This window comes from Marilutibacter aestuarii, assembly GCF_006546775.1.
Taxonomy (GTDB): Bacteria; Pseudomonadota; Gammaproteobacteria; order Xanthomonadales; family Xanthomonadaceae; genus Marilutibacter; species Marilutibacter aestuarii.
Map to the genome: position 1 here is coordinate 38,195 of NZ_VICE01000001.1, position 13,777 is coordinate 51,971.

10 protein-coding genes are annotated in these 13,777 nt (G+C 72.1%); all 10 read right to left on the reverse strand.

Translation table 11 applies throughout. From position 1 onward, the window contains the following. Nucleotides 1-35 precede the first annotated feature (35 nt). The 10 genes from FKV25_RS00165 to thrA all read right to left on the reverse strand — a co-directional run bounded on the left by FKV25_RS00165 (nt 36) and on the right by thrA (nt 13,772). A complete protein-coding gene (locus tag FKV25_RS00165; RefSeq protein ID WP_141516766.1) occupies nt 36-1,598 on the reverse strand; it encodes a 2-isopropylmalate synthase in 1,563 nt (520 codons plus the stop codon). Next, nucleotides 1,595-2,740, reverse strand: a complete 1,146-nt coding sequence (locus FKV25_RS00170; RefSeq protein ID WP_141516767.1) for a threonine dehydratase — start codon at nt 2,738-2,740, stop codon at nt 1,595-1,597. The genes FKV25_RS00165 and FKV25_RS00170 overlap by 4 nt, the downstream gene beginning before the upstream one ends. Nucleotide 2,741: 1 nt before the next feature. Next, complete coding sequence (locus FKV25_RS00175) at nt 2,742-3,671, reverse strand: aminotransferase class IV (RefSeq protein WP_141516768.1); 930 nt, start codon at nt 3,669-3,671, stop codon at nt 2,742-2,744. Beyond that, complete coding sequence (locus tag FKV25_RS00180) at nt 3,662-3,898, reverse strand: ACT domain-containing protein (RefSeq protein ID WP_141516769.1); 237 nt, start codon at nt 3,896-3,898, stop codon at nt 3,662-3,664. Before FKV25_RS00180 ends, FKV25_RS00175 begins: the two co-directional genes overlap by 10 nt. Continuing rightward, nucleotides 3,882-5,621 (reverse strand): acetolactate synthase 2 catalytic subunit, encoded by a 1,740-nt coding sequence (gene ilvG / locus FKV25_RS00185; protein ID WP_141516770.1) that lies wholly within the window; start codon nt 5,619-5,621, stop codon nt 3,882-3,884. The genes FKV25_RS00180 and ilvG overlap by 17 nt, the downstream gene beginning before the upstream one ends. Then, nucleotides 5,618-6,658: a ketol-acid reductoisomerase gene (gene ilvC, locus FKV25_RS00190; RefSeq protein ID WP_141516771.1), complete on the reverse strand. Its 1,041-nt coding sequence runs from the start codon at nt 6,656-6,658 to the stop codon at nt 5,618-5,620. The genes ilvG and ilvC overlap by 4 nt, the downstream gene beginning before the upstream one ends. A gap of 79 nt (nt 6,659-6,737) precedes the next feature. Further along, a complete protein-coding gene (ilvD, locus tag FKV25_RS00195) occupies nt 6,738-8,468 on the reverse strand; it encodes a dihydroxy-acid dehydratase (RefSeq protein ID WP_141516772.1) in 1,731 nt (576 codons plus the stop codon). 377 nt (nt 8,469-8,845) lie between these two features. Next, on the reverse strand, nt 8,846-10,129 hold the full coding sequence (gene thrC / locus FKV25_RS00200) for a threonine synthase (RefSeq protein ID WP_141516773.1): 1,284 nt from the start codon (nt 10,127-10,129) through the stop codon (nt 8,846-8,848). A 59-nt stretch (nt 10,130-10,188) separates the two neighbouring features. Then, complete coding sequence (locus tag FKV25_RS00205) at nt 10,189-11,211, reverse strand: homoserine kinase (protein ID WP_141516774.1); 1,023 nt, start codon at nt 11,209-11,211, stop codon at nt 10,189-10,191. Further along, a complete protein-coding gene (gene thrA, locus FKV25_RS00210; protein WP_141516775.1) occupies nt 11,208-13,772 on the reverse strand; it encodes a bifunctional aspartate kinase/homoserine dehydrogenase I in 2,565 nt (854 codons plus the stop codon). The genes FKV25_RS00205 and thrA overlap by 4 nt, the downstream gene beginning before the upstream one ends. Nucleotides 13,773-13,777: the final 5 nt, after the last annotated feature.

Sequence of the window (13,777 nt, forward strand, 5' to 3'; positions counted from 1 at the left end):
CGCGCCGGGGTCTGGATCAGGGAAAGTGGGGAGTCTCAGGCGATGGCGGCCTGCCTGCGGACGGCCGGCGCGCGCGCGCGCGACTGCCGGTTGGCGATGTCGAGCCAGGCGTGCGCACTGGCTTCCAGGATGTCGGTACTGGTCCCGGAGCCGGTGACCTCGACGCCGTCCACGCGCGCGATGACCTGGGCCTGGCCCTGGGCATCGTCGCCGGTGGTGACGCTGGAGACCTGGTAGCTGTCCACGTCGAGCGCGATGCCGGTCGCGCGCGCAAGGGCCGCGAACAGCGCGTGCACCGGACCGTCGCCGACCGCGGCCTCGCTGACCGTGGCGCCGTCGGCGCCAAGCAACTGCACGCTGGCGGTGGGCAGGGTGTCGCCATCGCCCGCGCCGGTGCTCACGTGCAGGCGCGACAGCCGCCAGCCGCGGTGGGCCACGGCGTCGCTGCCCAGGACCAGGGCCTCCAGGTCCGCGTCGAACACTTCGCGCTTCTTTTCGGCCAGGGCCTTGAAGGCGGCGAAGGTGCGGTTCAACGAGGCCTCCTCCAACTGGAAGCCCAGGGCCTGCAGGCGGTCGGCGAGGGCAGCGCGGCCGCTGTGCCGGCCCATGACCATCTGCGACTGCGACCAGCCCACGTCCTCGGGCCGCATGATCTCGTAGGTGCCGCGGTGCTTGAGCATGCCGTGCTGGTGGATGCCCGACTCGTGCGCAAAGGCGTTCTGGCCGACCACGGCCTTGTTGCGCTGGACGGCCATGCCGGTGATGCGCGAGAGCAGGCGGGAGGTCGGCACCAGGCGGCGGCTGTCGATGCGGGTGTGCGCGCCGTAATAGTGGCTGCGCACGCGCAGCGCCATCACCAGTTCCTCCAGCGCGCAGTTGCCGGCGCGCTCGCCGATACCGTTGATCGTGCACTCCACCTGTCGCGCGCCACCCTCGATCGCCGCCAGCGAGTTCGCCACCGCCAGGCCCAGGTCGTTGTGGCAGTGCGCGCTGAACACCGCCTTCTCCGCGTCGCGCACGTGCGCGCGCAGGTACTCGAACAGCGCACGGATCTCGCTGGGCGTGGTGTAGCCGACGGTATCGGGGATATTGAGCGTGGTCGCACCGGCGGCGATGGCGGCGCTGCAGATCTCGGCGAGGAACTCGGGCTCCGTCCTCAATGCGTCCTCGGCGGAGAACTCCACGTCGTCCACCAGGCGGCGCGCGCGCGTCACGCCCATGATCGCGCGCTCGAGCACCTGCTCGCGGCTGAGCCCGAGCTTGTGCTCGCGATGCAGGGGACTGGTGGAGATGAACACGTGGATGCGCGGGTGCGCCGCGCCTTCCAGGGCCGAGGCGCAGGCATCGATGTCGCCTTCGTGGCAGCGCGCCAGCGTCACCACGGTGCTGCCGCGCACTTCGCGGGCGATCGCGCGCACGGCGTCGCGGTCGGCGTCCGAACTGGCGGGGAAGCCGGCCTCGAGCGCATCCACGCCAAGCTCCGCGAGCGCATGGGCGAAGCGGAGCTTCTGCGCGGCGGTCATGCTGCAGCCGGGCGACTGCTCGCCATCGCGCAGGCTGGTGTCGAAGATGCGGACTCGGGCGGCGGGGTCGTTCATGCGAAGACTTCCTCGTCAGGGTGTCGTGCGCGCGGTGCGCGGTTCGGGGGCGGAGAGGCCATGGGCGGTCGGGGCCGGGTGGGGAGGGTGGGAATGGCGGGCTCCTGGCTGGCGAGCGCCGGCACCGGCTCGCGGGTGCGGCGGCGCGGTCTGCGCGGTGCGCGCGGGCGCACTTCCGACAGCAGCGTGGCGAGCACGCCGGCATCGAGGTTGCCGCCGGAGACCACGGCGCACTTGCGCTTGCCGGCGACGCGACGGCCCGCGGCCAGGGCGAGGGCGCCAGCACCCTCGGCGATCACGTGTTCTTCCAACGCCAGGCGTACCAGGGTCTCGCGCAGTTCGGCCTCGCGCACGATGACCACGTCGTCGAGCAGTTCGGCCAGCAGGCGCCGGGTCAGCAGGCCGGGTGCTTTCACCCGGACCCCGTCGGCGAGGCTGGCGACGGGCTCCAGTTCGCGGGTGTCGCCCTTCAGGGCGCGCGCCATCGCATCGATGCCCTCGACCTGGGCGCCGACGATGCGCACGCCCTGCGACTTCAGCGCCAGCGCGACGCCGGCCGCCAGCCCGCCGCCACCGATGGGCACCAGGACCACGTCGGGCGCGAGCGCGGCGAGCTCCAGGCCGACGGTGCCCTGGCCGGCGATCACGTCGGGATCATCGAAGGCCGACAGCAAGCGGTAGTCGTTCTGCGCGGCCAGTTCGATGGCGAAGGCCTTGGCCTCGTCGTAGCTGTCGCCGTGCAGGCGTACGGTGGCGCCCCAGTGGGCGACGCCGGCGACCTTGGTCTCGGGCGCGCCACGCGGCATCACGGTGATGGCCTGCATGCCCAGCCGATAGGCCGCCCAGGCCAGGCCCTGCGCGTGGTTGCCCGCCGACGCGGCGATGACCGTGCGCGCATCGCCGCGTTCGCGCGCGGCGAGCAGCGCGTTGAGCGCGCCGCGGACCTTGTAGGAACCGGTGCGCTGCAGGTTCTCGAGCTTGAGCCAGCAGCCGAAGCGTTCGGCATGGTGCACCGGCGTGGCCGGCAGGTAGCGGCGCAGGCGCGCCTGCGCGGCCAGCACGTCGGCCACGCCGACCGCGGCCGCCGGTGCTGCCTCGGACGGGCGCGGGTACTGGCCGGCTACGGCTACGTCGCCATCCATGTCAGACCACCGTCAGCCAGCGGGCGTGGCGGGGTTCGGCCCCGCGCACGATGCGGGCGTACAAGGCCTGGAACTCGCGCGTGAGCGGGTTGTCGCCGAACACGGCGTCGTCCAGCGATGCGATCGGCGCGACCTCCGCGGCGGTGCCGCAGACGAACACCTCGTCTGCCTGCCTGAGTTCCTCCAGCGACACCGGCCGCGAGTGCGCGCCGGTGAGCTCGACCAGGGTGGCGCGGGTGATGCCGTCCAGCGCGTCGGGGTGGCTCGCGGCGGTGATGCTGCCGTTGCGGACCATGAACACGTTGGCGCCCGTGCATTCGACGACGAAGCCCTCGGCGTCGACGAACAGCGCCTCGTCGAAGCCGCGCTGCTTGGCCTCGCGCTTGGCCAGGACCGAATTGACGTAGCCGCCGCACAGCTTCAGCGGGGGCAGCGAGGTGGCGGGGTTGCGGCGCCAGCCCGACACGCCCAGGCGCGCGGCCTTGCCGGCCAGGTGCACCTGGGTCGCCATGGTCGCGACCATGTAGTGCTGGGTGAGCGGTGCCACGTCCAGGCCGATGGTGCCGCTGCCCAGCCAGGCCAGGGGACGGATGTAGGCATCGGCGTGCCGATTGGCGCGCAGCGTCTCCAGCACCGCTTCGCTGGCACGCGCGACGTCGAAGTCGATGCCCAGCAGTTCGGCGCCCTTGCGCATGCGTTCCATGTGCTCGGGCAGGCGGAACACCGCGGCACCGCCATCGGCGGTGGCATAGCTGCGGATGCCCTCGAACACGCCGCTGCCGTAATGCATGGCGTGGGTGGTCAGCGGCGCCTGAGGCGAGTCGATCGCCACCAGTTTCCCGTCGAACCAGACCCGGGGCGCATCGGTCGCTGCGTCGTTGGCCGCCTCGCGCGGCGGTTCGGCCACGGCGGTCGCGTCGTTCAGCTGCACGGCGACACCTCCACGGCCAGGCAGTCGTGCAGTTTGGCCAGCTGCGACTGCAGGCTGGCGTCGGCACGGTCGCTCTCGACCATCAGGCGCAGGTGCCAGCGGTCGCCATCGGATTGCGCTTCGCCATCGACGGCGAGCGGGCGAAAGCCCCGGCGTTCGGCGGTGCCGAGCACGCGCGCGAGCGCGCCCTCGGCCTGTCGCAGGGTCAGATCAAGCTGGTAGCGCATGCGGCGTCTCCGGGGTGGGGGCGAGGGGGGCGTGCCCGGGATCGACGGGGGCGCCGTCGAGCATCTGGGCGTTGTTGTGGTTCGGCGGGACCAGCGGCCAGACGTTGGCCTGCTGGTCGATCGCGACATGCAGCAGCGCCGGCCCCGGCGCGGCCATCAAGGCCTGCAGCGCGCCTTCGACCTCGTCGGCGCGGTCGACGTGCAGGGCCTGGATGCCGAATGCCGCGGCCAGGGCGCCGAAGTCCGGGTTGTCGGACAGGTCGATCTCCGAATAGCGCTTCTCGAAGAACAGCTCCTGCCACTGGCGCACCATGCCGAGCGCCTGGTTGTCGAGCAGCACGATCTTCACCGGCAGGCGGTAGCGCGCGGCGGTGGCCAGTTCCTGCACGTTCATCAGGAACGAGCCGTCGCCGCTGACGCAGACCACGCGCGCGCCGGGATCCTGCATCTGCGCGCCCAAGGCCGCCGGCAGGCCGAAACCCATCGCGCCCAGTGCGCCACTGGTCAGGTGCTGGCGCGGATGCTGGAAGCGCCAGTGCTGCGCAACCCACATCTGGTGCTGGCCGACGTCGCAGGCGACGACGGCATCGGGCGCGATCTCGGACAGGCGCTTGAGCAGGGCCGGGGCATAGACCGTGTCGCCGGGGGCGTCATAGCGCGCGGCGTGCTGGCGCGCGCGGGCCTGGCAGGTGTCGCGCCACTCGCGCCGGGCGCGCGCATGGCGACCGTGCACGTGCGCCGCGGCGGGCAGGGTCAGGGCTTTGAGTGCGGTGCCGATATCGCCGTTGACCCCGGCGTCGGCGTGGCGCAGCTTGCCGATCTCGCAGGCATCGGGGTCCATGTGGACCACCCGCGCGCGTGGCGCGAACTCGGCCAGCTTGCCGGTCGCGCGGTCGTCGAAACGCGCGCCGACCACGATCAGCAGGTCGCACTCCTGCACGGCCAGGTTGGCCGCCTGGCTGCCATGCATGCCCAGCATGCCCAGGTTGAGGACATGGCCCGACGGCAGGGCGCCCAGCCCCTTCAGGGTCAGCACGGTGGGGATCTGGGTCGCGTTGACGAAATCGCGGAACACCTCCACGGCATGCCCCAGCGCGATGCCGCCGCCGCCGTACACGACCGGCTGCCGCGCTTGCGACATCAGTGCCAGCGCCTCGTGCAGGGACGCATCGGCAGGTGCCGGCACGTCGTCGATCGCCAGCGGCGCGTGCGGCGCGAGGCGGCCGGCGTCGGCGACCTGCACGTCCTTGGGGAAGTCGATGAGCACCGGTCCCGGTCGACCCGAGCGGGCGATGCGGAAGGCCTCGGCGACGACGCCGGGCAGGTCCTCGACGCGACGCACGATGAAGCTGTGCTTCACGATCGACATCGTCATGCTGAAAACGTCGAGCTCCTGGAAGGCGTCCGTGCCCATCAGGCCGGTGGCGACCTGGCCGGTGATGACCACCATCGGCACCGAGTCGAGCATCGCGTCGGCGATCCCGGTGACCAGGTTGGACGCGCCCGGACCGGACGTCGCCACGCATACACCGACGCGCCCGCTGGCTCGCGCATAACCGTTCGCGGCGAACGCCGCGCCCTGCTCGTGGCGGACCAGGACGTGCTTCAGGTCCGAGCCGTGCAGGGCATCGTAGAACGGCATGATCGCGCCGCCCGGGTAGCCGAACAGCGTGTCGACGCCCTCGGCGACCAGGGCCTGCACGAGCCAGCGGGCGCCGTTCATGCGGCGGCCTCTTCCGGTTGCGCGGCCTCGGCCGCGTCGGCCGCATCGGCCGGCCTGGCCTGCGGTGCGGTCGACAGCCACTTCATGTTGGCGCGCAACTTCCGGCCCACCGCTTCGATCGGATGGTCCAGATCGGCCTGCTTGAGCGCCTTGTACTGTGTGTTGCCCGCGGCATATTCGGCGATCCACTGGCGTGCGAAGGTGCCGTCCTGGATTTCCTGCAGCACCTTCTTCATCTGCGCCTTGGTGTTCTCGTCGACCACATAGGGGCCGCGCGTCAGCGCGCCGTACTGGGCGGTCTCGCTGATGAACTCGTGCATGCGCGTGACCCCGCCCTCGTAGAACAGGTCGACGATCAGCTTCAGCTCGTGCAGGCACTCGTAGTAGGCGACCTCGGGCTGGTAGCCGGCCTCGACCAGGGTTTCCCAGCCGGCCTGGACCAGCTTGGTGGCGCCGCCGCACAGCACCGCCTGCTCGCCGAACAGGTCGGTCTCGGTTTCTTCCTTGAACGTGGTCTTGATGGCGTTCTGGCGTGCGCCGCCGATGCCGGCGCAATAGGCCAGCGCAAGCGCCTCGGCCTTGCCGCTGCGGTCCTGGTGGACGGCATAGACGGACGGCACGCCGCGGCCGATCTCGTACTCGCGGCGGACCAGCGCGCCCGGCCCCTTGGGCGCCACCAGCACCACGTCGAGGTCCTCGCGCGGATTGATCTGCTGGTAGTGGACGTTGAAGCCGTGCGCGAACAGCAGGCAGGCGCCGGGCGCGATGTTGGGTTCGATGACCTCGCCGTAGAGCTGCGCCTGGACCATGTCGGGGGTCAGCACCGCGACCAGCTCGGCGCCCTTGACGGCCTCGGCAGGCGTCCTGACGGTGAAGCCGTCGGCCCGGGCCTTGATCTCGGTCGGGCCGCCGGGACGCAGGCCGATGGTGACGTCGAAGCCGGAGTCGCGAAGGTTGAGCGCATGCGCGCGCCCCTGGCTGCCGTAGCCGACGATGGCGATGCGGGGTTTCGGGCCGGTCTGGCTGGGTGAACTCATTGCGGTGTCCTTGTGGATGTCGGTTGGAGTGCGTGGAACTGGAGGGGCCGCCGTGGCGGGTGGTCGGGAACGGTGGGGCTCAGGCCGGCGCCGGCTCGCGCTCGCGAGCAGCGTCGACGAGGGCCGATGGGATGGCGCGCGTGTCGTCCAACGGGCCGGGCGCGGTCACCGCGCCTTTCGACGCGGAGCGGACCAGGCGTGCGTACTTGGCGAGCGCGCCGGTGCGCACGCGCGGCGCGAACGCGGCGGGGCTGCGCGTGGCGAGGTCGGCGTCGACGTCGATGCGTCGCGTGCCAACGTCGATGCGCACGCGGTCGCCGTCGCGCAGGCGCGCGATCGGACCGCCATGCGCCGCCTCCGGCGCGATGTGGCCGACCATGAAGCCGTGGGTGGCGCCGCTGAAGCGGCCATCGGTGATCAGGGCGACGTCGTTGCCCAGGCCCTGGCCGACGAGCGCGGCAGTCACCGCCAGCATCTCGCGCATGCCCGGGCCACCGGTCGGGCCCTCGAAACGGATCACCACCACGTCGCCGGCCTGCACCTTGCGCGCCTGCACGGCGGCGAACGCGGCCTCCTCGGAATCGAACACGCGCGCCGGGCCCTCGAAATGGTCGCGCCCGTGCCCGGCCAGCTTGACGATGCAGCCCTCCGGGGCGAGGTCGCCATAGAGGATCGAATAGCCGCCGCGCGGCTTCAGCGGCGAGGCGGTCGGCCGCACCACGTCCTGGTGGGCCGGCGCGGGCACGGCGTCGAGCTCGGTGAAGAAGGAACGCCCGGTCACCGTGGGCACGTCCTCGATCAGGCCGGCGATGCGCAACTCGCGCGCCACCAGCGCGCAGCCGCCCTGCTCGAACATCTCCGCCGCGGTATAGCGGCCGCCCGGCTTGAGGTCGGCGATGACCGGCGTCGACGCCGCGGCCTCGAACTCCTCAAGGTCGAAGGCGACGCCGGCTTCGTGGGCGATCGCCAGCAGGTGCAGCGCGGCATTGGTGGAACCGGCGGTGGCCGACACCGCACGCGCGGCGTTGCGCAGCGCGGCGGGAGAGAGAAGGGCGCGCGGTGTCGGCCCGCCATTGCGCAACTGCTGCATGACCAGCGCGCCGCAGGCTCTCGCCGCGCCGGGCTTGTCCGCGTGGATCGCCGGGATGTCGTTGAGCTGCAGCGGCGACAGGCCCAGGAAGGTGAGCACCATCGCCATGGTGTTGGCGGTGAACTGGCCGCCGCAGGCGCCCGCGCCGGGGCATGCATGCGACTCGACCCGATGCAGTTCCTCGTCGTCGATGCGGCCGGCGGCGTGCGCACCGACCGCCTCGAACACGTCCTGCACGGTGAGCGGCGTGTCCTTGCCGTCCTTCGACGGACAACTGCCGGGCATGATCGTGCCGCCGTAGAGGATCACCGTGGGCACGTCCAGGCGGGCCGCCGCCATCGCCGCGGCGGGGATGGTCTTGTCGCAGCCGACCAGCAGCACCATCGCGTCGAGGCTGTGGCCGGTGATCGCCAGTTCGATCGAGTCGGCGATCGTCTCGCGCGATGCCAGCGAGGCGCGCATGCCGTCGGTGCCCATGGCGATGCCGTCGGTGATGGCGATGGTGTTGAACTCCACCGCGGTGCCGCCGGCGCCTTCCACGCCCTCGCGCACGTGGCCGGCGAGCTCGCGCAGGGTCAGGTTGCACGGCGAGACGTCGGTCCAGGTGTGGACGACGCCGACGAACGGCTTGGCGATGGCGGCGTCGTCGCGCCCGGTGGCGCGGAGCATGGCGCGTGCCGGCGCGTGCGCGGGACCCTGCTTGATGGCGTTGCTTCTCACGTGTGGGACTTCCTGGATGTCGTGTTCGAGTGGATTTCGGAGCCTGGAAAACGAAAAACCCCGCGCCATTCCTGGCGCGGGGTCTTGGTGTTTCGACCTGGGTTTGCTCGTTACCTACGCAACCCCGTACCCCGCGCTGATTGGCCCGGTAATAAGTACGAGTACGAGAATGAGCGCCGCCGATGCGGTCGCCAGGATCACGGGAAGCGCGTCACGCAGCGCGTCGGCCGGGCCGTGCGCCCGGGCGGTCATCGTCTGCGAAGGGTTGTTGCGCTGCGTCATGGCTTGGAGATAAACACGGTCGATTCGAGGGTGTCAACAGTTTCTTGTGAAATGGCCCGGCCGGATGACGAACGGTCGCCGCGCGGCGGGCCTCGTCATTGCAGTACTTCGACCAAGGTCTCATACGTCGCCGGCAGGCGGCGCGCGTGCGCCGGTTGCGAGAGCGACGCCGCGAGCGCGGGCGGTACGTCGACGTGGTGCCCGACCAGGGGCTCGACGATCGTGTCGAACTTCGCCGGGTGCGCGGTCGCGACCACCGCCCATGGGCGCACGTCTCCGCTCGCGCGCAAGGCATCGAGCAGGTGCAGGCCGGTCGCGGTGTGCGGGCAGGGCACGATGCCGTGCCGCGACGGCGCGTCGCGGATGACCTCGCGGATGGTGGCGTCGTCGACGGCGATGGCGCCGGTCGATGCGCGCAGGGCCTGGTCGCTGTCGTGCCAGTGCCGCAGGCGCTCGAAGTTGCTGGGTGCGCCGACGTCCATGGCATTGGCCAGCGTCGCCCGCGTGGGCTGCGCGGCATAGTCGGCGCCGGCGAAGAAACGCGGGAGGGTGTCGTTGGCATTGGTCGCCAGGCGCACCTCCCCGATGGGCAGCCCCATGCGTCGCGCGAGGATCGCCGCGCAGGCATTGCCTAGGTTGCCGGTCGGCACGATGAAGTTCAGCCGCTCGCGATGCCGCGCCTGGAACGCCAATGCGGCGTGCGCGTAGTAGGCGGCCTGCGGCAGCAGCCGGCCGAGGCTGATGCTGTTGGCCGAGCCCAGTGCGACGCGTTGCCGGAGCGCGGTGTCGGCGAGCGCCTGCTTCACCAGCCGCTGGCAGTCGTCGAAGCTGCCCTCGACGCTGAACGCGTCCACGTTGTCACCCCAGCACCCCAGCCCGTGGGCCTGGCGCGGCGAGACGCGACCTTCGGGATAGAGGATCGCGACGCGGAAGCCGGGCCGCCGGTGGAAGGCGGCGGCCACGGCCGCGCCGGTGTCGCCGGAGGTCGCGACCAGGATCGTGGTGTCGGGCGCATCCGGTGCCCGCAGGCGCGACAGCGCTTCGGCCAGGAAGCGCGCGGCATAGTCCTTGAAGGCCGCCGTGGGGCCGTGGAACAGCTCGAGCAGGTGGTCGCCGTCGCCTTCCAGCCTGCGCAGTGGCGCCGGGAACGCATAGGCGGTCGCGCACATCGCATCAAGGTCGCCCGCGAGGGCGGAACCCTCGAAGAAGGGCGCCAGCACCGCCGTCGCGGTGTCGGCCAGCGTGGCGCGGGGGCCTTCGAGGCCCAGGCGGGGCACCTGCGCCGGCACATAGAGGCCACCGTCGGGGGCGAGCCCGGCGACGAGCGCAGTGTCGATGTCGGTGGGCGGCGTCTGGCCGCGGGTACTGGTGAAATCCATGGCGATCGTCAGTCCGCCCGCGGACGGGCGGCGTCGGGTTCCTGTGCAAGAAGGGGCGGTCAGCCGCGGTCGGTGGCGATCACGTCGGCGCGGGGACCGGCGACCGGGCTCACGTAGGCATGGGCCGCGAAGCCCACGTCGACGAAGGCGGCGCGCATGGCCGGCGCGGCGGCTTCGGCGGCCCCGCGCGACTCGAACCAGGCAAACGTGCTGGGCCCGGCGCCGGAGATGCTGGCGCCGATCGCACCGCCCGCGAGCGCCGCGTGCCGGGCCTCCGCGAAGCCGGGGATGAGCGGTGCGCGTCGCGGCTCCACGAGCAGGTCGCACAGGCCTTCGCGCAGCATCCCGATGTCCGAGCGCTGCAGGCCGGTCAGGAACAGGGCGAGGTGCGCGCTCTGGCGGACCACCACATCCAGCGGGTAGGGCTCGGCCAACACGGCGCGGGCGCGGCGGGTCTCCAGCACCTGCGCCGGATGCACCACGACCGCGTACAGTCCGGCGGGCACCGGCAACGCGATCATGCGATCGTGGGTCGCCATGACGACGCCGCCGAGCAGCATCGGCGCGACGTTGTCGCCGTGCCGGCTGCCGCTGGACACGGACTCGCCATCGAGCGCATGCACGTAGAGCGCATCGCGCGTGAGCGGAGCGTCGAGCAGCGCGTTGGCCGCCATCAGCGCGGCGACGCAGGACGCGGCCGAGCCGCCGAGTCCCGAACCCAGTGCGATCCCCTTCTCCAGCGTGAGCTCGAAGCCGTGCGACAGGCCCAGTGCCTTTCGCAACGACAGCAGGGCCTGCCCGGCGGTGTTGCGGGCGGCCTCCAGCGGCAGTTCGCCGACCCCGGGCACGTCGCCGGTGATGGCGCGGATGCGTACCTCGGGGGCGTCGATGCGCCGCACCGTGGCGATATCGCGCGGTCCGTCGATGGTATGGCCGAGCAGGTCGAAGCCGACGCCGATGTTGCCGACGCTGGCCGGCGCGAAGGCGCGCGCCTGCACGATCCGCTGGGGTGGGGCATCGTCCTGCACGCGGGCATCTCCTGGTGTGGCGGATGGGGCCTGGGCGAGCATCGTATCGCTCATGCGCGTGCCCCGAGCGTCTGCGCGATCGCCAGGATGTCGCCGAACACGCCGGCCGCGGTGACGTCGGGCCCGGCACCGGGGCCCTGTACCACCAGGGGGTTGTCCGGATAACGGGCGGTGCGGAACTGGATGAGGTTGTCGGTCAACTGGCCATGCAGGCTTGCGTGGGACGGATCGGGCACGGTGAGGGCCACGCTGGCGCGTCCTTCCCGGTCGAGCCGGGCGAGGTAGCGCAGCTGGCCGCCGGCGACGCGCGCGGCGTCCAGGCGCGCCTGCATCGGGGGATCGAGTTCGGCGATGCGGTCGAGGAATTCCGCCAGCCCGACGTCGCGTAGCGGCGCCGGCACCAGGTTCTCCACCGAGACATCGTCGAGCGAGAGCTCCCGACCGGCTTCGCGGGCCAGGATGACGAGCTTGCGCGCGACGTCGGTCCCGGAGAGGTCGTCGCGCGGGTCGGGCTCGGTGAAGCCCATCGCGCGGGCCTCCAGGACCAGTTGCGAGAACGGCGCTGTGCCGTCGAACTTGTTGAACAGCCACGCCAACGTGCCCGAGAAGACGCCTTCGATCCCATGCAGCGCATCACCGGTGTCGAGCAGGTTGCGCAGCGTCTGCACGACCGGCAGGCCGGCACCGACGGTGGCTTCGTAGCGGAAGCGGCCGCCGTGGCGACTGGCCGCGCGTATCGCCTGGAAACGGCGCCAGTCGCCGCTGCCGGCGTGCTTGTTCGGCGTGACCACGTGGATGCCGGCGTCCAGCCAGTCGGCGTAGCGGTCGGCGACCGCGTCGCTGCCGCTGCAGTCGACGATCATCGCGTGCGGCAGGTGTTCGGCACGCACGTGCGCCGCGAAGCGGTCCAGGTCCAGCGTCTCGGCGCCGGCCAGCGACTCCACGGCGGTCGCCGGATCGAGTGCCTTGTCGTGCAGGTGCATCACGCGGCTGTTGGCGACCGCGCGCAGGCGCAGGTCCAGGCCTTGCCCCGGCAGGGCGTCGGCCATGAAGCGCGGCGCGGCCCCGGCCAGTTGCTCGAGCAGGGCGCGGCCCACGTTGCCGGGTCCTATCAGGCCGATCGAGAGCGTCTGCGGCGACAGCCAGAATGCCGCGTGCGCGGCGCGCAGGCCGCGCTGTGCATCCGCGGCGGCGACCGCGACGGAGATGTTGCGCTCGCCCGCGCCCTGCGCGATCGCGCGCACGTTCACCCGTGACTGGGCCAGGCCGCCGAGCAGGCGCGCGGCCACGCCCGGCACGCCGACCATGCCGTCGCCGACCACGGCGAGCACGCAGATGTCGGGCGTGAGCGCGATCCCCTGTGCCTGTCCGTCGCCGATCGCCTCGGCGAAGGCCGCTTCGACCGCGTCGCGCGCGGCGTCGGCCTGCGCCTGGTTGACCACGGAGCAGATGGAATGCTCGGACGAGCCCTGCGAGATCATGATCACCGAGACGCCGGCCTGGCGGAGCGCGGAGAACATGCGCTCGGCCGTGCCGGGGACGCCGATCAGGCCAGCGCCGGAAAGCTCGAGCACGGCCAGGCCCTCGACCAGGCTGACGCCCTTGACCGGGGTGCCGCGCGACTGCCCGCGTTCGCCCGGCGTGGCGCTGATCAGGGTGCCGGGCGCCCGTGGGTTGCGCGCATTGCGGATCCGTACCGGCAGTTCGTGGCTGATCGCCGGCGCCATCGTCTGCGGGTGCAGGACCTTGGCGCCGAAGTAGGCCAGCTCGCAGGCCTCGGCATAGGACAGCATCGGCAGGCAGACCGCGTCCGGGACGAGGCGCGGGTCGGCCGAGAGCACGCCGTCGACGTCGGTCCAGATGGTCAGGGCATCGGCCTGGAAGAGCACCGAGAAGATCGCCGCGGAGTGATCGCTGCCGTTGCGTCCCAGGGTCGTCGGCTGGCCGCTGGCCGAACGCGCGACGAAGCCGGTGACGACCACGTCATTGCCCGGATGGTGCGCGCGCCACTTGCGCAGCAGCGCGCGCGAGGCCTCCCAGTCGACGGCGACGCCGAGTTCGCCGGGGTGGACGACGAGCACCTCGCGCGCGTCCAGTCGCGACCAGCCGGCGGCATCGCCCCCGAGCGCGGCGTGCAGCAGGCGAGAGGACAGCACCTCGCCCATGCCGTGCACCCAGGCCGCATGATCGGCATCGACGCCGCAGCGCGGGCGGATGTCGACCAGGCGGGCATGCAGGGCGTCGAAGTCCGCGGCCAGCGCCGCCTCCGGCGCGGCGGCGCCCAGCAGGTTGCGCGCGGTGTCGAAGTGGCGCGCGCGCAGCGCGGACCAGCCGGGCATCCAGTCCTCGCCGCGGGCCGCGAGGTCGGCCAGGCCGATCAGCGCGTCGGTGACCCCGTGCATGGCCGAGACCACCACCACGCGCGCGGGGGCGCCGTCGTCGACCAGGTCCGCGGCGGCGCGGATGCGCTCTGCATCGGCCAGGCTGCTGCCGCCGAACTTGTGGGCCTGGCACTGCACGTGATGGCGGAGCGGGGGCGCGTCGGCGACGCGGGGCGGCGACGGGGCATCGCCCGGGGCGGCGTCCTGGTGTTTGTTCGATGCGGGGTGTGGCATGGGCG

Coding starts and splice junctions, on each gene's coding strand:
- FKV25_RS00165 (WP_141516766.1), bottom strand. CDS start 1,598: ATGAACGACCCCGCCGCCCGAGTCCGCATCTTCGACACCAGCCTGCGC.
- FKV25_RS00170 (WP_141516767.1), bottom strand. CDS start 2,740: ATGGATGGCGACGTAGCCGTAGCCGGCCAGTACCCGCGCCCGTCCGAG.
- FKV25_RS00180 (WP_141516769.1), bottom strand. CDS start 3,898: ATGCGCTACCAGCTTGATCTGACCCTGCGACAGGCCGAGGGCGCGCTC.
- ilvG (WP_141516770.1), bottom strand. CDS start 5,621: ATGAACGGCGCCCGCTGGCTCGTGCAGGCCCTGGTCGCCGAGGGCGTC.
- ilvC (WP_141516771.1), bottom strand. CDS start 6,658: ATGAGTTCACCCAGCCAGACCGGCCCGAAACCCCGCATCGCCATCGTC.
- thrC (WP_141516773.1), bottom strand. CDS start 10,129: ATGGATTTCACCAGTACCCGCGGCCAGACGCCGCCCACCGACATCGAC.
- FKV25_RS00205 (WP_141516774.1), bottom strand. CDS start 11,211: ATGAGCGATACGATGCTCGCCCAGGCCCCATCCGCCACACCAGGAGAT.
- thrA (WP_141516775.1), bottom strand. CDS start 13,772: ATGCCACACCCCGCATCGAACAAACACCAGGACGCCGCCCCGGGCGAT.